The organism is Variovorax sp. LARHSF232 (assembly GCF_052871435.1).
The window spans coordinates 1-20,477 of record NZ_JBIXJS010000020.1 but is presented as its reverse complement, the minus strand read 5'-3'; the positions used below and the strand labels follow the sequence as shown (position 1 = coordinate 20,477).

The window sequence follows — 20,477 nt, the reverse complement described above, 5'->3', positions numbered from 1 at the left end:
GTGCCCGCCCTCACTGTGCGGCTTGCGCGGCGGTCCCGGCGACGGTCGAAGCCGCGCCGGATGCCGCCGCCGGGTCGCTCTCCGTGCCCTCGAGCAGCGCGCGGCCGCTCATGCCGGGCCTCACCTTGGCAGGCGCCTTGTCCACCGAGGCCACGACCTTGACGGTCTGGCTCACGGCATCGACCGCGGCGGAGATGCGCTGGACCTTGGCCTGCAGGGTGTCGCCGGTCTCGTCGATCTTGAAGGCGACGGTGGAGCCCTTGTGCAGCCACTGCAGCCACTTGGACGGCACCACCATGTGCAGTTCCAGCGGACCGTCGCTGACGATCTTGATCAGCTTCTCGTTGGCCGGCGGCGTCTCGTTGGGCCGCACCATCGTCTCGACCACGCGGCCGTTGTAGGGCGCCCCGACCTTGCAGCCGACCATGCTCTGGCTGATCACGTCGGCCTGGGCATTGCGCTCCTTTTCCTTGAGCACGGCGATGTCGGCGTCGGCGCGTCCGGTGGCGTCCATGGCCAGCAGTTCGGACTGCACCTTGGCGTTGCGGGCCTCGACCGAGGCGGCGGCGCGCGCCGCGCGCAGCTGCGCGGACAGCCGGCCGCAGTCGAAAGTCACCAGGGCGGCGCCCTTCTTGAAGTGATCGCCTTCGCGATACGGCATGCGCACGATCCGCTCCGAGACGGAGGACGAGAGCACGGCTTCGCGCTCGGCGCGCAGCACCCCGCGCGCCACGTTGGCGTCGGCTTGCGGCGTGGCGGCCCAGGCCATCGGGCTTGCCAGCAGCAGCGCCGCCAGCCGATGGGCGCCAGGGCGCTTCGGCAGTGTCAGCGAGGAATGGGTTTGTTTCATGTTCAGCTCCAATAGCGCCAGGGGTGGTCGATCCGTCAGTCGGCAATGCGGCGGCCTCCGCCCCTGTTACGGCGGCCTTTTTGGAATGCGGCTTGGATGAAGGGAAGCGGGGGTGTCCCCGCTCTCAAGAGCCTTCTCAGGCTTGGGGCGCGCCGGCCACGGCGTCGTGGCGCTTGGCCCACATGTCGCGCAGCTTGCCGGCCAGCTCGGCCACCGGCTCGGTGGTGCTCATGTCGCCTTCGACCGGGTCGATGCCCAGCGAGGCGTACACGTTGGCGTAGGCGTTTTGCAGATCGGCCAGCGCCATGTCGTAGCGCACCTGCGAGACCAGCGTGTTCATCTCCTCGCGGATCAGCGTCTGGCGGCTGAGCTTCTCGGCCTTGTAGCCGGCCTCGATCTGGCCCTCGATGCGCGCCTGCACGTCGTAGTAGCGCTTGGCCGTCTTCAGCTCCTGCAGGCGCACCGCGTAGCGCGCCCGGCTGACTTCCACCTGCGTGGCCACCGCCGTGGTGAGGGCCAGCTGGCGTTGGTCGAGCAGCTGGCCTTGGGCCTTGACCTTGGCCTTCTCGGCCGGCAGGCGGAACACGTTGAGCACATTCCAGCTGGCACGCGCCCCCCAGCCCACCCAGTTGTTGTTGTACAGGAAGCTGTTGTCACTGAAGTCCAGGCCGGCGAACACGCGCAGGCTGGGCAGCGCCCGCAGATAGGCCGCGGTGCTCTCCTTGTCGTTGCTGCGCAGCTGGTAGGCCACTTCGCGCAGCTCCGGCCGGTTCTGGATGGCCGTGCGCAGCAGCGCCGCGTTGTCGTTGCTCGTGATGCCCGGCAGCGCCAGCGGCTTCCACTCGATCGACTGCGAGGGCATCGCCACCGTGTACTGGGTGCCCGGCGCCAGGTTCATCAGCGCCGCCAATTGCTGCTTGGCCACGCCCAGCTCGCGGCCCAGGGCCTGCGCGTCGCGCCGGATGCTCAGCAGTTCGCGCTGGTAGGTCAGCGGCGCCAGCGGGGCCGACAGGCCCGCCTTCTCCTGGCGTTCGGCCTGCGCCAGCGCGTTCTGCGTCGTGTTCTCCAGCTCGTGGATCTTGCCCAGCAGCCGCTCGGCACTGACGGCGCGCCAGTAGGCGCTGCGCACGTCCTCGACGATGCGGTTGACCACCTTGCGCTTGCGCTCTTCAGCCACATTGACCTGGTCGGCCGCCTGTTGGGCGCGCACGTACGACAGGCCGAAATCCAGCACGTCCCAGCTGAGCGACAGGTCGCCCGACAGCACGTTCTTGTCCGAAGAGGTCGAGGGCTCCAGCGAGGTGCGGCCGGTCAGCAGCGAACGGCTGATGCCGCCCGAGTAGTTGTCGCGCCCGGCGTAGTCCAGCGACGTCACCACCTTGGGCAGCATGTCGTAGCTCTTGAGATCCAGTTCGCGCTGGCTCAGCGCCAGGTTCATCAGTTCGACGCGCCCGTCCAGGTTGTACTTGAGCGCGCGCGCCATCGCCTCGTACAGGTCGATGGGGCGGCTCACCGGCTCCTGGCCGGCGGCCACGCGCGCCGTCAGGTCCAGCGCCCGCGCATCGTTCTCCTGCGCCGTGAAGGACGTGGGCTGCACGGCGCATCCGGTCAGCACCAGCGTCAGCAGCGCGGCCTGCGCGGCACGGCTGCGGGTGAACAGTTTGGGTTGCGCACGGCGCGCGGCGCCCGACTCGAAGGTGGAGTTCATGAGGAGTTCCGATGTGTGTGATTGACCTGAAGAAATACGATCGAATAAGGCATTGATTTGCCTCCAATCAATTCAGAGAAGATCGCATTGAAGTGGGGAAATTATCGACCCGACAAGGCGCGATGTAACCATTGTTATGCGACTGTTTCTCGTAATCCATGGCTTATTTCACGATGAAATTTTGGTCAATCGCAAATCAATAGGAATTTGCCAAGATCGAATAGGAATCTTCTGAATTCAGCAGGGAAATCATCGAGATTGCCAAGTGAACGGACCGGCAATCACAGGAAACATCACACACCAGAAAACATGGCCACCAGAAATTGCCTGCGCAATTGCATTCATCGGAACTGACCCGATCAATTTCCGGCATCGATCAATTCGACAACGCGGCGCATGCATCCGCGAGGCGCCGAATTGGGCAGAGAATTGACCGACCCGATGTGAAGCGCAAGGGGGCTCTTTCCGACGTATCGGGTCCAGACATGGCGGTAGCACCGGTCGACGTGCGGACCTGCGGCGGCGCGCCTGTCGGCGAAGCAGGCGCCCGGCTCCCGATAATCGGCGCTCCCGCGCCATGCTTCGGCGCCCCTCAGGAGACCCCCCGCGTGCCCGACCTTTCAAAGATCACCTGCATCGAAGACCTGCGCGTCATTGCCAAGCGCCGCGTGCCGCGCATGTTCTATGACTACGCCGACTCGGGCGCATGGACGGAGTGCACCTACCGCGACAACGAAGACGCCTTTCGCAAGATCAAGCTGCGCCAGCGCGTGGCAGTGAACATGGAAGGCCGCTCCACCCGCACCACCATGGTCGGGCAGGAGGTGGCGATGCCGGTGGCGATCGCGCCCACGGGCCTCACCGGCATGCAGCATGCCGACGGCGAGATCCTGGGCGCGCGCGCCGCCAAGGCCTTCGGCATTCCCTTCACGCTGTCGACCATGAGCATCTGCTCGCTGGAAGACATCGCCGAGAACACCGGCCGCCACCCTTTCTGGTTCCAGCTCTACGTGATGCGCGACCGCGACTTCATGGAGCGCCTGATCGATCGCGCCAAGGCGGCCAACTGCTCGGCGCTGCAGCTCACGCTCGATTTGCAGGTGCTGGGCCAGCGCCACAAGGACATCAAGAACGGGCTGTCGACGCCGCCCAAGCCCACCATCGCCAACCTGATCAACCTGGCGACCAAGCCGCGCTGGTGCCTGGGGATGCTGGGCACGCAGCGGCGCAGCTTCGGCAACATCGTGGGCCACGCCAAGAACGTGAGCAACGTGTCCTCGCTCGCAGCCTGGACGGCCGAGCAGTTCGACCCCTCGCTCAACTGGAACGACATCGAGTGGATCAAGCGCCGCTGGGGCGGCAAGCTGATCCTGAAGGGCATCATGGATGCGCAAGACGCGCTGATCGCCGCCGACAGCGGTGCCGATGCGCTGATCGTCTCCAACCACGGCGGGCGCCAGCTCGATGGCGCACCGGCCTCCATCGATGCCCTGCCCGCCATCGCCGACGCGGTGGGCAACAGGATCGAGGTCTGGATGGACGGCGGCATTCGCAGCGGGCAGGACGTGCTCAAGGCGCGCGCACTGGGCGCCCGCGGCACTCTCATAGGCCGCAGCTTTCTCTACGGCCTGGGCGCCTACGGCGAGGCCGGCGTGACGCGCGCGCTGCAGCTCATCCACAAGGAGCTGGACATCACGATGGCTTTTTGCGGAAAGACGCAGATCGACCAAGTGGACTCGAGCATCCTACTGCCGGGTAGCTTCTAAGGCTCTTCTAAGGCTCCAGATACCTCATGCCGTGACAGAACCGGGCACAATGCCCGGTTTTTTTCGCCTTCTCACGGCAAGGTGTCGTCCTCAAGCGTCGAGAAAAGCACCTGGAAGACTTCCCTTGTCGTGACTGAACCCTGCGCGTCCTTCTTGAGCTGGATGAGTTGCTGTGCATCGGGCAACCCGGCAGGTATCACCATCGTGCCGCCCGGCTTCAACTGATAGATGAGCGCCGACGGGATCAGCTCGGGGGCCGCGGTCACCAAAATCCTGTCGAATGGTGCACGTTCAGGCCAGCCATGGCAGCCGTTTCCGATCCTGATCTCGACGTTGTCGTACCCTTGGTCGGCCAGCCGCTGCGCGGCCTGCTCGGCCAGTTCCTCGATGATCTCGACCGTAAAGACGCGCCGCGCGAGCCCCGACAGGATGGCCGACTGGTAGCCCAGCCCGGTACCGATCTCGAGCACCGTGTCGGTCGGTTGCACACCGAGCAGGTCGGTCATCACGGCGACGATGAAGGGTTGTGAGATCGTCTTGCGGTAGCCGATCGGCAACGGCGAATCGACGTAGGCGTAGGGCCGCAGTTCGAACGGCACGAACGCATGGCGCGGCACCGTGGCCATGGCGTTCATGACCCTCGGATCCAGCGCCGCCTTGCCCAGATACGTGGTCGAGAAAACCGTCTTGGCGGCGATCTCGGCCAGCATGCGCTGCTGCAACAGCGTGAAGTCCGATTCGCTCATGGTGCCCTCCGGGCATTTCCGTATTTGAGCAAAGCGCTCCGGCAACTTCAGGCGCGCCCACTGACCTTGCTGATCAGCCGACGGCTTCCCACAAGCCCGGATAGCGGGTGATGAAGCCCTCGGCCGTGACCTTGAGCGTGTCCTTGTATTCGAAGCGCGGCGCCTCGTAGGCGTATTCGCCGTCGCCCTTGCGGGTGTAGCGCTGGGCCAGGACGCTGAGCGAATCGCCGTCCAGATCGATCCAGGCGGCCGGCACCTCGGCCACCTCGCCCTTCTTGAGGTTCAGGCGGCGCAGCTGCACCAGGTTGGTGGCCGGGGTGAAGCCCAGGTCGAGGTCGATGCAATGGGCCAGCTCGGGCACCACCTCTTCGTTGAGCGTCCAGTCGCCGCGGCCATTGCGGGCAATGGCGAAATCCACGGCGCCCGAGCCGATCCAGCCGCGCACCCGGCCCCACTTGGTGTGCCAGGCCTTGTCGCAAAACACCCGGTAGTCCAGACGCGCCGGCCGGCCGTCCGAATGCTGGAAAACGGCCGCGCCGTCCAGCTGCCAGGATTCACCGTGCCGCTCAAGCCGGCAGGCGTCGTGCCCCGGCGCATCGAGCCGGCGCCAGAAGATCGTGGCGATGGTCTGCATGATGGCTCCAATGATGGCATCGAAGCGCGCCGGACACCAGTAGGTCGACGGGCGGGGGGCGATAACGGCGCCCCCGGCAGCACATCGGGCAAAGACGCCAAAATCACGCCCGTGAACGCATCGATCCGCCGCATTGCTCACCTCGACATGGATGCCTTTTTTGCCTCCGTGGAACTGCTGCGCTACCCGCAGCTCAAGGGCCTGCCGGTGGTGATCGGCGGTGCCCGGCGCCAGGTGGACGAAGCCATCCGGCGCCACGTGCCCGAGGGCGGCAGCCTGGCCGACATTCCGGTCGACGCTTTTCCGCGGCTGAAGGACTACGTGGGGCGCGGCGTCATCACCACCGCCACCTACCCGGCACGCACCTTCGGCGTGGGTTCGGCCATGGGCATGATGAAGGCGGCCAAGCTGTGCCCGCAGGCGATCCTGCTGCCGGTGGATTTCGAGGAGGTGCGCCGCTATTCGCGCCTGTTCAAAAAGACCATCCGCGAGATCGCGCCGCTGATGGAAGACCGCGGGGTGGATGAGGTCTACATCGACTTCACCGACGTGCCCGGCGGCCAGCGCGAAGGCGGGCGGGTGCTGGCGCGCCTCATCCAGAAATCCATCTTCCAGGCCACCGGCCTGACCTGCTCGATCGGCGTGGCACCCAACAAGCTCATTGCCAAGATGGCCAGCGAGTTCGAGAAGCCCAACGGCATCTCGGTGGTGCACGAGGCCGACCTGCAGACGCGCATCTGGCCCCTGCCCTGCCGCAAGGTGAACGGCATCGGGCCCAAGGCCGACGAGAAGCTCCAGCAGCATGGCATCCACACCGTCGGCGAACTGGCGGCGCGCGAGCGCGACTGGCTCGTCGCCAACTTCGGCAAGTCGACCGGTGCCTGGATGCACGAAGTGGCCTGGGGCCGTGACAACCGGCCGGTGGTGACCGAGAGCGAACCGGTCTCGATGAGCCGCGAGACCACCTTCGAGCGCGACCTGCACGCGGTGCGCGACCGCGCCGAGCTGGGCGCCATCTTCACCCACCTGTGCGAGAAGCTGGCCGAAGACCTGCAGCGCAAAGGCTACGTGGGCAAGACCATCGGCATCAAGCTGCGTTATGACGACTTCAAGATCGCCACGCGCGACCAGACCGTGGCGACTTTCACCGCCGACGGCAAGACCATTCGCCAGACCGCCGGCCATTGCCTGAAGCGCGTGCCGCTGGAGCGGCCGCTGCGCCTGCTGGGCGTGCGGGTCGGTTCGCTGGCGAAAGCCGACAGCCCGCAAGCCAACTCAGCGGCGCAGCCCGGCGGCGCAACGCGCGCAACCCGTCTTCGTGCCGAGGAGCCGGAGCCGGTCAACGGCTCGCTGTTCTAAAAGCGGTTGAGCGCTGCCATGCACGCCTGGCGGCGCACCCTGCTGATCATCCTGCTGCTGCCGGTGCTGGTGGCCCTGCTCTATTTCGGCGTGGCTTGCGCGTTGATGGCCTGGCCGGCCAATCCGCCAGCGAGCAAAAAGACTGCGGCGCCGGCACAGGTGCCGGCCTGGGTGCTGAGCAACGGCATCCACACCGACCTGGCATTCCCGCTGCGCGGAGACGGCGTGGACTGGACGCAGACCTTTGCACCGGCGCATGTCGTTGCGGCGCCGCCGGATGCCGAGTACATCGGCATCGGCTGGGGCGACCACGACATCTACCTGTACACGCCGACCTGGGGCGACCTGACGGCCGGGCGCGCCCTGCGCGCCGCACTGGGCCGCAACGGCGCCCTGTTGCACGTGACCTACCTGCGTCGCAGCGACCTGGCCGAGCGCGCGCATCGGCTACCGCTGTCGGCGCCGCAATACAAGGCGCTGCACGCCTACGTCCTGGCCAGCATGCCCCAGGGCCGCGCCATTCCGGTGCCCGGCGCGCACTACGCGGACAACGATGCCTTCTATCAAGCGCTCGGCAGCCCGCACTTCTTTCGTACCTGCAACAACTGGACTGGTGACGCTCTGCGTCAGGCCGGCGTGACGGTCAGCCGCTGGACGCCCTTCGACTTCAACGTGACCTGGCACCTGGACCCGGGACGGCCTTGATGTGTTGTGCCCGGGGTGGCGCGGCAAACACCTGCCGCGCGAAAGCGCTGCGGTGGAACAACCCGGAGAAGAACGGCCGATCAGGCGCCCGGCGTCTCGGCCTTTGCCGCCCCCCAGCGCCCAAACGCAAAAGCAGCCTACTTCACCCCCGACGCAGGCACCCCGGCCTGCCACTGCACCCAATTCGTCGTGATGTGATCCACCACGCGCGTGCCGACCAGCGCGATGTTCTCCACCGTCTCCGCAAAGCCGCCAGCGGTTTCGCCGGGCGCCGGGTCCAGGTGCTGCAGCGTGCTTTCGCGCGGATTGCCCTGGTCGAAATTGACGGCGCCGCGCAGGCTCATGACGCGGTCCGTGCCATGGGTGCGCTTGATCACCAGCGTGATGGCGGCCGCCTCCATCTCGGTGATGACGTAGTCGTCGGCGCCATACAGCTTGGCGATGTACTGCGCCTGGTTCGACATGCCCGGGCCGTGGAAGAAGGTGTCGCCGGTCATGTGCGTGCCGGTGCCGACAAAAGGCGCGCGGCGGGCAGCGGCCTGCGGGTAGCGCAGGCGGTACTTGCGGGCGCTCTCGGAATCCTTGAGCGGGGTGTCGGCGCTCAACTTCATGGCCCAGCTGACGAGTGCTGGATTGAGCTTGAAGCGGCGGTATTCCTCGTAGCCCTTGCGCGGCATGAAGGTGGGCTCGCCCGCCTTGTTTTCTTCGGGGGCCCAGCGGTGGCCCAGGTCGTAGTCCACCAGCCAGGTGGCCCAGTTCACCTCGCCAATCGTGCCGCGCGAGGGCGGCGTGCCGGCCACGCCGGAGATCACGTAGTACGCCTTGGAAAAATCGAAGGCCGGGTTCAGCAGGATGGCCTGCATCGAGGACGAGGAATTGACCTTGCCCATGCCCAGCACCGCGCCGCAAACGCCGTCGGCGTTGCAATACACCGGCTGCAGCGCGCCCGGCACCTGGAACGGCGTGGCGCCCTTCCAGTAGCGCTCGTACCAGTGCTGGAACTCGCCGGCGCGGTCGCCCGTGTTTTGTCCGATCTCGAACATGGCGGCGACGAATACCTTGACCTGGACGGGCGGGGCGGCGCGCTGTGGGCCGGTGGTGGCTGCGGCAGCAGCAGGCGCGCCGGGGGCGGCGCAGCCGGCCAACATGGCAGCAGCGCCGAGGCCCAAGGCGAGGGACAGCGATGCGCGGCGCGCCGCGCGAGAAAGATCGAGGGTCATGGAGGCGTCCGCAAGTCGGGGGGAAGGCCCCGATTGTCGCCGTGCCCGTGCCGCCTGAACGGCGCTCAGTCGATCGGCGGCAGCCTTCGCGAGAGCTCGACCGACTGGACGGCCGGGTCTTCTTCCAGCCGCTGCAACTGCTCGACCGGGATCTCGGCGGAGAACAGGTCGTGCGAGATTTCGGCACGCGCGGCGAGGTAGTCCGGCCGCTGCGCGCCCTCGCACAGCCTGACCAGCACCAGCACGCGCTCGCCAGCCACTGGCGCGGGCGCGGCGGAAAAGTCCAGTTTGTGCAGGGTGCGCAGGTCGATCGGCATGGGAAGAGCCATTATGCAAAGGGGGCCGCGGCGCTGCAGTCTCCACGCGGCCGGCGGGGTTGGCGTGACCGAGCCAATCGCCTTCAGATCGCCTTGCCGCTGGCGCGCCCCTCGCCCAGCTGCGCGTCCCAACCCTGCGCGCCGCCGTCGGCCCGCGCCGTGTCCTGCAGCTTGGCACGGATGTCGGCGATGGACAGGCGCTCGCCCTTCTTGTGCGCCTTGGCCAGCATCAGCGCGATGAGGCCGGTGACGGCCGGCGCGGCCATGCTGGTGCCGGACTTCTTCGTCACACCGCCCTGCGTGCGCGAGCGCGCCGCCATCACCTGCATGCCCGGCGCCGCCACTTCAGGCTTGGGCCGGCCGTCGCGTGTCGGCCCGGCGCTGGAGAAGCTGGCGGCCGGCTCGCCGCTCTTGCGCGCATCGTAGGCACCGACCACCACCGTGTGCTTGCCGGTGGACAGCGAGCCCAGCAGATGCGAGGCGACCGGCGTATCGAACTGCGCCTGGCCCTCGTCCATGCGCTCGATCCAGGCATGAAAGGGAACTTCCTGCGGGACCAGCGCATGCAGCCGCACCGTCACTTCGCCGTCGGGCCAGTTGGGCGCCAGCCAGATGCCGATCACGTTGTCCTTGTTGTTGGGGTCGTTGATGCGGCTGGCCAGAAAGGCGGCGATCTCGCCATTGCCGGCGCCCAGGGGGAAGTTCTCGCCCGGCGCGACGCTGGCCAGCACCTCGTCGTTGGGGCCCAGCAGTTCGGCACGCAGGCGCTGGCCGCCGCCGTACCAAAGCTCGAACTCGCCACCCCCACCGGCTGTGGTGGTCCAGCGCACGTCGAGTTGCCCGCCAGCCGGCACCACGCCCATGGTGTGCACGCCGTCTTCCTGCGCATTGCCGGCGGCCAGCACGATGGCGCGGTTGGGCTTTTGCGAAAGCAGCGCATCGAAGCCCTGCTCCACCAGCGAGCTGCCGTCGTGCGGCCCGCCGTTGGTGCCCAGGCTGAGATTGACCACGCAAGGCCGATCGCCCGCCGTGTCGAAGATGAACTTCACCGCTTCCAGCATCTGCACCGAGTCGCCGAAGGAGTTGAACACCGAGCGCGGGCCGGACCAGTCGACATCGCGCGCCGACACCTCCACGAAGATCAAATCGGCTTGGGGCGCGACGCCCGGCTGGCCCGAGCCGCGGCCATTGCCGGCGGCGATGTCCATCACGTGCGTGCCGTGCGAGCCCGGGCTGCCGGGGCTTCCACGCCCGGGGTCGTAGCCCAGCGCCCGGTAGGGGTCGGATCGCTTCAGGGCTTCGTCGAGCGCCTTGCGCCCGAACAGGCGGCCATAGCCGTAGGGACTGTCGGCGCGCGCCGGCGCGCCCTGCTGCCACAGCGCGACGAGGCGCGTGCCGCCATCGGGGCGCAGGAAGTTGTGATGCGCGAAATCGCCGCCGATGTCCACGATGCCGACCACCACGCCGGCCCCGCCGCCGGCGCCGGCAACGGCCGCGCCGCCAGGCTCCACGCCCATGGATTTCAGCGTGTCCTGCAGCAGCGGGCGCACCGGCTGCGAGGCCTTCATGCTGAGCACCTGGGGATGCTGGTGGATGGCCTCGGCCTTGCGGATGGGGATGCGGCCGGTGACGATGACCGTGCCGTCGGGCGTGCTGCCGATTTCCGCGCCGGGATCGACGTCGGCAATGTCGGCCCAGGCGGCAAGGCTGGTGACGCGCGCCACCACCGGCACCGACTCGCCATCGCTGGAGGCCACCGGCATGCTGGGCTTGCCGGCGCGGCGGTTCACCACGGCCAGCTGCAGGCGCGGGTCCATCGAGGTTTCCACGTCCATCGGCAGCCGCTGCAATTCGTGCAGGGCAAAGGGCGACACCGGCGCCAGGCGGGTGCACAGCGCTGCCGGCGAGCCGGCCATGGCGGCCGCGATGGCCGGCGTTGGGAACGGCGGCGGCTCGGCTGCGGCGGGCTCGGCGGCGCCCAGCATGACGGCGGCCATGTCGGGTGGAAGGTCCACCCAGACGCCGCGCAATTTGATCTGCCCGCGCGACTCGAGCCGGATCGATTCGGTACTGCTGCTGCGCTTCTTGCCTGTGGTCGCCATGTCGGGGGCGTCGTGCGTCTCAGCTCGCCGCAAGCGAGAAGCGCACCGTGCCGTCGTCGGCAACCGTGACCTCGTAGCCCAGATCGTCCGCCAGGCTCTGCAGCGCGACCGCGTCGATGGCCAGCCGGCGCGGGGCGCGGTGCGCCGCGGCGCCTTCGGGCATGTATTCCTCTTCGGCCCCGTCTGCATCCGCGCGCATGCGCATGCGCAGGGTCAAGGCGTCTTCGTCATCGGCCGCCAGGGTGATGATGCCGCTGGGCGCGCCCGCGTCATGCAGGTAGCTCAGGCCGCACAGCAGCAGGTAGCGCAGCGCGGCGGCGCGCGGCCAGCGGGGCTCGCCCTCTCTGGGTTGCAGCGAGGGCGCGATCTCCAGTTGCACCCCGTGCATGCTGAAGGCCGGCCGGAGCAACGCCACGCATTGCTGCACCAGGGCGCTGCGGGTCGTGCCTTCGTCGGTGGTGGCCAGCTCCCAGTTGCGCAGCGAGCGCACGCCGGCAATCAGCTGGCCGATCTGGTCGTCGATCAGCGCCACCCGTTCGGTACAGGCTTGCGAATCGATGCTGGGCGACTCGACCTGGCGCTTGAGCATCAGCATGCCCATGCGCATCACCGACACTGGCCCGACCATGTCATGGCGCAGGGCCGGCAGCACGCGGGTGAGCAATTCATGCCGCACACCGGCCGCGATCCAGCTGCGGGCGGCGGGCGATGCCTTCATCATCCGAGCAGTATCGGCCCGGCCGCGCCGCTCGCTTGTAGGAGCAGGCCGACGGCTACTGTCTCGCCATCCGTACGTTGGGTGGCAGCGCCTGCGGCCAACTGGTGCGGAAGGGGTTGATGTCCAGCCCACCGCGCCGGGTGTAGCGGCAGTACACGGCCAGCTTGGTGGGCCGGCAGCGCTGCCAGATGTCGGTGAAGATGCGCTCGGCGCAAGGCTCGTGGAATTCGTTGTGCTGGCGAAAGCTCACGATGTAGCCCAAGAGGCCGGCCTGGTCGATCTGCGGGCCGCTGTAGCGAATCTGCACGCTGCCCCAGTCGGGCTGGCCGGTGACCAGGCAGTTGCTCTTGAGCAGGCGGCTGGTCAGCGTCTCGGTGACAGGCTGCTCGCCGAAGTTGGCACCGAGCAGCTCGGGCGCCGGCTGATAGTGCGTGCATTCCAAGTCCAGCCGGTCCAGGTCGACGCCGTCCAGCTCATGCACCGGCTCGCGGTCGAACAGCTCGGGCAACAGCAGCTTGACGCCGACGCGTCCACTGCGCTCGCTGCCGCGCCACACCGCTTCGCTCAGGTCGTCGGCCAGGCGGTCGCGCACGGCGGCCGCGTCGGCAAACACGCTGCTGTTGAAACTGTTGAGATAGAGCTTGAAGCTCTTGCTCTCGATGATGTTGGGCGACTCGCAGGGAATGGTGAAGTGCGCAATCGCCAGCTGCGGCTTGCCGCGCGCATTGAGCCAGCTCAGTTCGAAGGCGGTCCAGAGGTCGGCACCGAAGAAGGGCAAGGCACCTTCCCGGATGCCCATGGCCTCGCGCTGCGTGGCGCGGGCGATGGGGAACAACTGGCTGGGGTCGTACTGGTCGACGTAGGCCGAGGCGCGGCCCAGCTGCGACTGCTCCGGGGTGTTCGGGTTGCTCATGAAGCAGTGTCCTTGGGTGCGGAGTTCAGGAAGGGAATGATGTGCGCCAGCAGCACCTGGTTGACCCCGGGCGGCAGGTCGTGGCCCATGCCCGGGATGGCAACGAAGCGCGCGCCGGCAATGCGCCGGGCAGTGTCGCGCCCGGCCTCGATCGGCACCAGGCGATCCGCCTCGCCGTGCAGCACCAGGGTGGGGCAAGCAATGCGGCCCAGCTCGTCGAGACGGCGGCCAGTGTCGGCGCCGATGGCCAGCATCTGGCGAAACAGGCCAGCCGGCCGATAGCCGCGGCGCAGGCTGAGCGTCAGGCGTTCGCGCAGCAGCGCCTCGTCGTTGGGAAAGGCCGGGCTGCCGATCAGGCGGATGAAGCCCAGGCTGAAGGCCACCAGCGATTCCTCGTCGCGCGCGGGCGGCGGACGCAGCAGTGCGGCGGCAATCTTGGGGTCGGGTCCCGGCAGGCCGCGCGCGCCGCTGGAGCTCATGATGCTGGTGAGCGAAAGGATCCGCGCAGGCGCACTGGAAGCGACGCGCTGCGCAATCATGCCGCCCATGGAGGCGCCCACCACATGGGCCCTGTGGATGCCCAGCGCGTCGAGCACGCCCAGCGAATCGTGGGCCATGTCCTGCAGGCTGTAGGGCGAGCGCACGGCCAGGCCGACGCGCGCGCGCACCGTCTGCCACAGGAAGTTGTGGCGCGGTGCGTGGTCGAAGCCGTCTGACAGGCCGATGTCGCGGTTGTCGTGGCGGATCACCCGGTAGCCCGCGTCCACCAGCGGCTGCACGAAGTCCTGCGGCCAGGCGATGAGCTGCATGCCCAGGCCCATGATGAGCAGCACCACCGGCCGGTCGTTCTGGCTGCCGTCGGCGCCGGTGTCTTCCACCTCGATATCGATGCCGTTGGCCTTGAACTTCATCTAGACAAACTCCCTTTCGCGCAGCCACTTGGTGGCCACCCATTTCTCGCCTGCCAGCACCGGCGCGCCGCCGTGCAGGGTGCGCGTGGCGGGGTCGGGCCGGTCGTAGCTGAAGAAGACGCCGGTGCCTCGGCGCGGGGCCACTTCCAGGCCGACGTCGGGGAAGGTGGTGGCGCCGCCCTGCGCCGGCTCCTGCAGGTAGATCACCAGCGTGGCCAGGCGCTGGCCGCCGCGGCGGAGGATGGTGGCGGTGCCGGGCTCGGCCGGGTCGAAATAGTCGTAGTGGGGCCGGTATTGGGCGCCCGGTGCGTAGCGCAGGACCTGCAGGCCTTCGCCGAATTCCACCGGCCAGTTCAGCAGGCGGGCAATGCGCGCCTCGATGCGCTGCACCAGCGGGCTTTCACCGCGCGTGAAGAACATGCCGTCGCTGGTGCGGTCGACATTGACCGCTTCGCCGCCGGTCTTGGTCTCCACTGTCAGCGAGCGGGCCAGGCGCTCGCGGGCGGCGGCGATCAGGCCTTCGCATTCTTCCTGTGAAAGCAGGTCGCCGAACACCACCACGCGCGGATGACCCATGGTGAGCAGCACCTGCACCTGCCGGTCGCCCGCGTCCAGGTACAGGGGGGCGCCGTCCAGCGCCGGGCCCGGCATGGCGCTGCGCGGCACCACCGGCGCCTGCGCCGGCGCCTGGGCGGGCGCCGGGGCCTCCGCACCGAGGGCCGCGTCGATGGCGTCCTGCATCCATCCGGCCTCGCGCATCGAATTGCGCAGGGCGCTGGTGGTGTGGCCGGCGGCCAGCTGTTCGGTGACCCAGCGGCGCAACTCGTCGCTGATGGGCTGGTTCGTAGAAGACGCTTGCTGCAAGTTCATGATGGACTTTTCCTGCGAAACACCATGCGATCGGGCCGGGAGGCGACCCCATCGAAAGCATAGCCCTCGAGGTCGAAACGCTCCAGCGCCTTCGGCGTGGCGGCCTGGTGAAGCACCGCCCAGCGCGCCATCAGGCCGCGCGCGCGCTTGGCGAAGAAGCTGATCACCTTGTACTGGCCGGCGCCGGCCTTGCCCGGCTGTGCTTTCCATTCCTCGAACACGCATTCGACCACGCGGGCCTTGAGCGCCTTTCGATCCACCGCGCGGAAGTACTCCTGCGAGGCCAGGTTGATCACCACCGGCGTGCGGTCGGCCATGGCGCGCTGGTTGAGGTAGTCGGAAATGCGGCTGCCCCAGAAGGCGTACAGGTCCTTGCCGTGGCCGTTGGCAAGCTGCGTGCCCATTTCCAGGCGGTAGGGCTGCAGCCGGTCGAGCGGGCGCAGCACGCCGTACAGCCCGCTGAGGATCACGACGTGCGCCTGCGCCCAGTCCAGGTCGCCGCGCGCCAGCGAGCGGGCGTCGAAGCCGCCGTAGACGTCGCCATCGAAGGCGAAGGCGGCCGGCCTCGCGTTGTCGGCGGTGCTGCGCGCGCGCCAGGCCGCGTAGCGGGCCACGTTGAGGGCGGACAACTTGTCGGACAGCTGCATCAGATCGGCGATCGCATGCGGCGATTGCTGCCGCAGGATGCGGATGAGCTCCTTGGACGGGCCGCGCGGACTCTCGAAATGCGGAATCGTGGCGGGCAAGTCCCCGGGCAGGGGGGTGTCGTAGTCGAGCGATTTGGCGGGAGACAGCAGGAAAAGCATCGGCGGATTATCGCGATGCCCCTTCCCCGGCAGCGTCAACGCAAGACCGCCGGGGCGCAAGGCACCCCGGCGGCATGGCAGCCGGCCGCGCGATCAGCTCAGCAGTTCCAGCAGCGCGGCGTCCATCGGGTCGCGGCGGTCGGCGGCACGTGCCAGCTGGGTGGCGAAGTCGGGCGCCGCGCGGGTGCCGGATGACTGGCCGCGGGCAGGCTTGGCGGCGCCCTCGCCTGCGTCTTTCAGCACGCGCATCTGGCCCGAGTTGAAGTCGATCTCGATCAGATGGCTGCTGCCGGCACCGCGCTCGCGCTGCACCTCCAGGCGCATGCGCAGGCGCTCGACGTCGGCCGGCCGGTCGATGCTGATGTGGCCGCGGCTGTCGACCCGCACCCAGTCCGGCAGCGCGGAGCCTTCCGGGCCAAAGGCCTGGATGGCCCGCACGTCGCCCCGGCCTGTCACGTCGATCCAGACCTGGGGTCCGCCGGCCACCAGATTCAGCGCCAGGCCGCCGCCTTCCAGGTGCAGCGAGCTGATCATGGTCGGTTGCACGGCGCCGTCGCCGGCTGACCCGCCGAGCGTGCGCTGCAGATCGTCGCGTTGCTCGGCCGGCGCGTCGATGCTCTTGAGCGAATCGACGCCGTTGACCGCCGTCAGCACCGCGCCGCCGACATCCAGCGAGGCCGTGCCGTCGAGCGAACGGACCCCGTTGACCGCCTGCAGCACCGCACCGCCGGCCCGCAGCGCGGGCACGGAAGCCAGCGAATCGATGCGGTCGACCGCGTCGCCCAGCACGGCGGGCTCGACCTCGGTGTGCGCGGCGCCGTTGCTGCGCTCGCCTGCTTCGCCATTGCCGCCTTCCGGCAGGAACACGAAGGGGTAGTCGTCGCGGGCAGCGGTCGGCACCACCTTGACGTCGACGACCGCCGGCACCCTGTTGCCATGGCCGTCGTCCACCATGACGACAAAGCTGTCGTCGCCGTTGAAGCCCGGGTTCGGCGTATAGGTGAAGCTGCCGTCCGGCTTGACCACCACGGTACCGTGCGCCGGCGGCGTGACGGTCTCGTAGGTGAGCATGTCGCCGTCCGGATCCTCGACCACCACGCGGCCGTCGATCGGGGTGTCCTGCGGCGTCGTGAGGGTCGAGGTGTCGGTGATGGGATCGAAGTTCTGGCCAGGCACCTTGGGGTCGACCACGACAGGCACGTCCTGCACCGGCGTGACCGTCACGTTCACCGTGGTCGTGGTGGTCCCGCCCTTGCCGTCGTCGATCACGACGGTGAAGCTGTCCTCGCCGTTGAAATCCCTGGCCGGCGTGTAGGTGTAGGTGCCGTCCGGGTGGACCACCATCGTGCCGTTGGCCGGCGGGATGCCGGCCGTGTAGGTCAACGGGTCGCCGTCGGGGTCTATGGCAACGATCTTGCCGTCCACCGGAACGTCTTCCGGCGTGACGAGGCTGTAGTCGCCCGTGGCTGGATCGAAGTTCTGCGACGGGGACTGCGGGTCGGCCGGCAGCGGTGGGTCGTTGACCGGCGTCACCTCGATGTTCACCGTGGTCTCGGTCGTGCCACCCTTGCCATCGTCGATCGCCACGACGAAGCTGTCCTTCCCGTTGAAGTCCTGGTTGGGCGTATAGCTGTACTCGCCAGTCGCCGAATCGAACGCCAGCGTGCCGTGCGCCGGCGGCGTGACCACCACGTAGATCAGCGTGTCGCCGTCCGCGTCGGTGGCCACCACCTGGCCGGACACCGGGGTGTCCTCGGGTGTGACGAGGCTGTAGTCGCCCGAATCCGGATCGAAGTTCTGCGCGGGGTATTGCGGGTTGCCCGGATCGATCGGCACCGGCACGTCGTTCTGTGCCGTCACCGTGACGTTGACCGTCGCCGTCTCGCTCGTGCCACCCGAAGTCACCGTGTAGCTGAAGCTGGTGGCGCCGTTGAAGTTGGCCGCTGGCTGGAAGTCGAGCGTGCCATCGGCTTGGAGCGTGACCATGCCGTTAGACACCGCGATCGGCACGCCTACCGTGACCGCCGTGCCGTTGATCGCGCTCACCGCGTGGCCGGCATTCTCGAACGTGTCGTTGGCGTTGATCGCGATGTTGACCCGCGTGTCTTCGACCGTCGTCACCGTGTCGGGCGCGATGTCGGCCACCGGGGTGACGGTCAGGCTCACCGTCGACTGCACCATGCCGCCATGGCCGTCGCTGATGGCGACCACGAAGCTGTCGGCGCCGTGGTAGTCGGCCGCGGGCGTGTAGGTGTAGGCACCCGTGGCCGCATCGATCGTCACCGTGCCGCGCGCCGGTTGCGTGCTCACCGTGTAGCTCAGCGTGTCGCCGTCCGCGTCGGTGGCCGCCACCCGGCCGCTGAAGGCCACATCCTCCTGCGTCTCGGCCGCATAGTTGCCCGTGGCCGGATCGAAGGTCTGGCCCGGCGTGGGCGGGATCGGCTCGGACGGCACCGGCGTGTCGTTGTCCGTCGTGACATTTACCGTCACCGTCGCCGTTTCAGTCACACCCCCCGAAGTCACCGTGTAGCTGAAGCTGTCCGGGCCGTTGTAGTTGGCGTTGGGGGTGTAGACCACCGTGCCATCCGCGTTGAAGCTCACGCTGCCGTGCGCGCCCTGCGTCACCGCCGTCACCGCGCGCGCCCCATCCTCGAAGTTGTCCGCGCTGGCCCCGTTGGTGCCGGTTAGCACGTTCACCGTGACCGCCCTGTCCTCGGTCGTGCTGATCGAATCGATGGTCGCGTCGGCCACCGCCGCCACCGTCATGGTGACCGTCGTCTGCGCCGTGCCGCCCTTGCCGTCGGCGATCGTCACCACGAAGCTGTCGCTGCCGTTGAAGTCCGCCGTCGGCGTATAGGTGTAGGCACCGGTGGCTGCATCGATCGTCACCGTGCCATTGCTTGGCCGCGTCGTCACCGCGTAGCTCAGCGTGTCGCCATCGGCGTCCGTCGCCGCCACCCGTCCGTTGAAGGCCGTGTCCTCCAGCGTCTCGGCGGCATAGTTGCGCGTCGACGGATCGAAGGTCTGGCCGGGTGTGGGCGGAATCGGCTCCAAAGGAACCGGCGTGTAGTTGTCCCCTGTGACGGTCACCGCCACGCTCGCCGTCTCCGTCACGCCGCCCGAGCTCACCGTGTAGCTGAAGCTGGTGGCGCCGTTGAAGTTGGCCGTTGGCGTGAAGTCCAGCGTGCCATCGGTCTTGAGGGTGACCATGCCGTTGGACACTGCGATGGGCGTGCCCACCGTCACGGCGGTGCCGTTGATCGCCGTCACCGAACGGCCGCTGTTCTCGAACATGTCGTTGCCCAGCACGGCGATGTTGACCAGCGTGTCCTCGGTGGTCGTCACGGTGTCGGGCGCGATGTCAGTCGCCGCCGCCACCGTCATGGTGACCGTCGCCGGCACCGTGCCGCCATGGCCATCACTAACAGTCACCACGAAGCTGTCGACGCCGTTGAAGTCCGCCGTCGGTGTATAGGTGTAGGCGCCGGTGGCTGCGTCGATGGTCACCGTGCCATGGCTTGGCTGCGTCGTCACCGCGTAGCTCAAGGTGTCACCGTCCGCGTCGGTGGCCGCCACCCGGCCGCTGAAGGCCGTGTCCTCTTGCGTCTGCGCCGCATAGTTGCCCGTGGCCGGGTTGAAGGTCTGGCCCGGCGTGGGCGGAATCGGCTCCAATGGCACGGGGGTGTCGTTGTTCGCCGTGACATTCACCGTCACGCTCGCCGTCTCGGTCACGCCGCCCGAAGTCACCGTGTAGCTGAAGCTGGCGGCGCCGTTGAAGTTGGCTGTTGGCTGGAAGTCCAATGTGCCGTTCGACAGCAGCGTCACCATGCCGTTGGACACCGCCACCGGCGTGTCCACCGTCACGGCCGCCCCGTTGATCGCCGTCACCGAACGGCCGCCGTTCTCGAACGTGTCGTTGCCCAGCACGGCGATGTTGATCGGCATGTCCTCGGTGGTCGTCACCGTGTCCGCCGCGATGTCGGCCACCGCCGCCACCGTCATGGTGACCGTCGTCTGCGCCGTGCCGCCGTTGCCGTCGGAAATCGTCACCACGAAGCTGTCGAAACCGTTGAAGTCCGCCGTCGGCGTGTAGGTGTAGGCCCCCGTGGCCGCGTCGATCGTCACCGTGCCATGGCTTGGCTGCGTGGTCACCGCGTAGCTCAGGGTGTCGCCATCGGCATCGGTGGCCGCCACCCGGCCGCTGAAGTCGGTGTCCTCCTGCGTCTCGGCCGCATAGTTGCGCGTGGCCGGATCGAAGGTCTGGCCCGGCGTGGGCGGAATCGGCCCCAATGGCACGGGGGTGTCGTTGTTCGCCGTGACATTCACCGTCACGCTTGCCGTTTCAGTGACACCGCCCGAGCTCACTGTGTAGCTGAAGCTGGTGGCACCGTTGAAGTTGGCCGCCGGCTGGAAGTCCAGTGTTCCGTTCGACTGCAGCGTGACCGTGCCGTTGGACACTGCGATTGGCGTGCCCACCGTCACGGCTGTGCCGTTGATCATGGCGATGGTGCGCCCGCTGTTCTCGAAGCTGTCGTTGCCGAGCACCGCAATGTTGACCCGCGTGTCCTCGACGGTCGTCACGGTGTCGGGCGCGATGTCGGCCACCGCCGCCACCGTCATGGTGACCGTCGTCTGCGCCGTGCCGCCGTTGCCGTCGGCGATCGTCACCACGAAGCTGTCGCTGCCGTTGAAGTCAGGGGTCGGCGTGTAGGTGTAGGCCCCCGTGGCCGCATCGATCGTCACCGTCCCATGGGTCGGCTGCGTGGTCACCGCGTAGCTCAGGGTGTCGCCATCGGCGTCGGTGGCGGCCACCCGACCGCTGAAGTCGGTGTCCTCCTGCGTCTCGGCCGCG

The 20,477-nt window shown here is 68.1% G+C and carries 16 protein-coding genes; 3 read left to right on the top strand and 13 right to left on the bottom strand.

Features of this window, described 5'->3' with window-relative positions:
* Positions 1-10: 10 nt before the first annotated feature.
* Positions 11-850 (bottom strand): efflux RND transporter periplasmic adaptor subunit, encoded by an 840-nt coding sequence (locus ACIPRI_RS26590; RefSeq protein WP_446622792.1) that lies wholly within the window; start codon positions 848-850, stop codon positions 11-13.
* Positions 851-986: 136 nt separating this feature from the next.
* Entirely contained in the window at positions 987-2,558 is a 1,572-nt protein-coding gene (locus ACIPRI_RS26585) for a TolC family protein (RefSeq protein WP_446622791.1), read from the bottom strand.
* A gap of 608 nt (positions 2,559-3,166) precedes the next feature.
* Here ACIPRI_RS26585 and ACIPRI_RS26580 point away from each other — a divergent pair.
* Positions 3,167-4,324, top strand: a complete 1,158-nt coding sequence (locus ACIPRI_RS26580) for an alpha-hydroxy acid oxidase (RefSeq protein ID WP_446622790.1) — start codon at positions 3,167-3,169, stop codon at positions 4,322-4,324.
* 71 nt (positions 4,325-4,395) lie between these two features.
* Here the strand turns inward: ACIPRI_RS26580 and ACIPRI_RS26575 are convergent, their stop codons facing one another.
* Together ACIPRI_RS26575 and ACIPRI_RS26570 are read right to left on the bottom strand one after the other, a co-directional pair.
* Positions 4,396-5,070, bottom strand: coding sequence for a protein-L-isoaspartate(D-aspartate) O-methyltransferase (locus ACIPRI_RS26575; RefSeq protein WP_446622789.1), 675 nt, complete (start codon positions 5,068-5,070; stop codon positions 4,396-4,398).
* Positions 5,071-5,143: 73 nt separating this feature from the next.
* Positions 5,144-5,704: a putative glycolipid-binding domain-containing protein gene (locus tag ACIPRI_RS26570; protein WP_446622788.1), complete on the bottom strand. Its 561-nt coding sequence runs from the start codon at positions 5,702-5,704 to the stop codon at positions 5,144-5,146.
* Between the two features lie 147 nt (positions 5,705-5,851).
* Between ACIPRI_RS26570 and ACIPRI_RS26565 the strand changes: the two genes are divergently transcribed.
* Both ACIPRI_RS26565 and ACIPRI_RS26560 read left to right on the top strand, forming a co-directional pair.
* Positions 5,852-7,063 carry a Y-family DNA polymerase gene (locus tag ACIPRI_RS26565; RefSeq protein WP_446624512.1) on the top strand — a complete coding sequence of 404 codons (1,212 nt, stop codon included), beginning with the start codon at positions 5,852-5,854 and terminating at the stop codon, positions 7,061-7,063.
* Positions 7,064-7,081: 18 nt separating this feature from the next.
* The gene (locus ACIPRI_RS26560; RefSeq protein WP_446624510.1) at positions 7,082-7,768 is read left to right on the top strand and encodes a TIGR02117 family protein; all 687 of its coding nucleotides are present in this window, start codon (positions 7,082-7,084) and stop codon (positions 7,766-7,768) included.
* 137 nt (positions 7,769-7,905) lie between these two features.
* Here ACIPRI_RS26560 and ACIPRI_RS26555 read toward each other — a convergent pair whose 3' ends face one another.
* The 9 genes from ACIPRI_RS26555 to ACIPRI_RS26515 form a co-directional block, all read right to left on the bottom strand.
* Positions 7,906-8,988, bottom strand: a complete 1,083-nt coding sequence (locus ACIPRI_RS26555; RefSeq protein ID WP_446624509.1) for a purine-nucleoside phosphorylase — start codon at positions 8,986-8,988, stop codon at positions 7,906-7,908.
* A gap of 65 nt (positions 8,989-9,053) precedes the next feature.
* Positions 9,054-9,305, bottom strand: coding sequence for a hypothetical protein (locus ACIPRI_RS26550; protein WP_446624508.1), 252 nt, complete (start codon positions 9,303-9,305; stop codon positions 9,054-9,056).
* Positions 9,306-9,388: 83 nt separating this feature from the next.
* The gene (locus tag ACIPRI_RS26545; protein WP_446624507.1) at positions 9,389-11,407 is read right to left on the bottom strand and encodes a S8 family serine peptidase; all 2,019 of its coding nucleotides are present in this window, start codon (positions 11,405-11,407) and stop codon (positions 9,389-9,391) included.
* Between the two features lie 19 nt (positions 11,408-11,426).
* Positions 11,427-12,128, bottom strand: coding sequence for a hypothetical protein (locus ACIPRI_RS26540; protein ID WP_446624506.1), 702 nt, complete (start codon positions 12,126-12,128; stop codon positions 11,427-11,429).
* A gap of 52 nt (positions 12,129-12,180) precedes the next feature.
* Positions 12,181-13,038: an NADPH-dependent 7-cyano-7-deazaguanine reductase QueF gene (gene queF, locus ACIPRI_RS26535; protein WP_446624505.1), complete on the bottom strand. Its 858-nt coding sequence runs from the start codon at positions 13,036-13,038 to the stop codon at positions 12,181-12,183.
* Complete coding sequence (locus tag ACIPRI_RS26530; RefSeq protein ID WP_446624504.1) at positions 13,035-13,949, bottom strand: alpha/beta fold hydrolase; 915 nt, start codon at positions 13,947-13,949, stop codon at positions 13,035-13,037. The genes queF and ACIPRI_RS26530 overlap by 4 nt, the downstream gene beginning before the upstream one ends.
* Positions 13,950-14,819: a 2OG-Fe(II) oxygenase gene (locus ACIPRI_RS26525; protein ID WP_446624503.1), complete on the bottom strand. Its 870-nt coding sequence runs from the start codon at positions 14,817-14,819 to the stop codon at positions 13,950-13,952.
* Positions 14,816-15,625, bottom strand: coding sequence for a peroxide stress protein YaaA (gene yaaA, locus ACIPRI_RS26520; protein ID WP_446624502.1), 810 nt, complete (start codon positions 15,623-15,625; stop codon positions 14,816-14,818). Before yaaA ends, ACIPRI_RS26525 begins: the two co-directional genes overlap by 4 nt.
* 93 nt (positions 15,626-15,718) lie before the next feature.
* Positions 15,719-20,477: beta strand repeat-containing protein (locus ACIPRI_RS26515; protein ID WP_446624501.1), on the bottom strand; the 4,759-nt coding region annotated here is incomplete at its 5' end.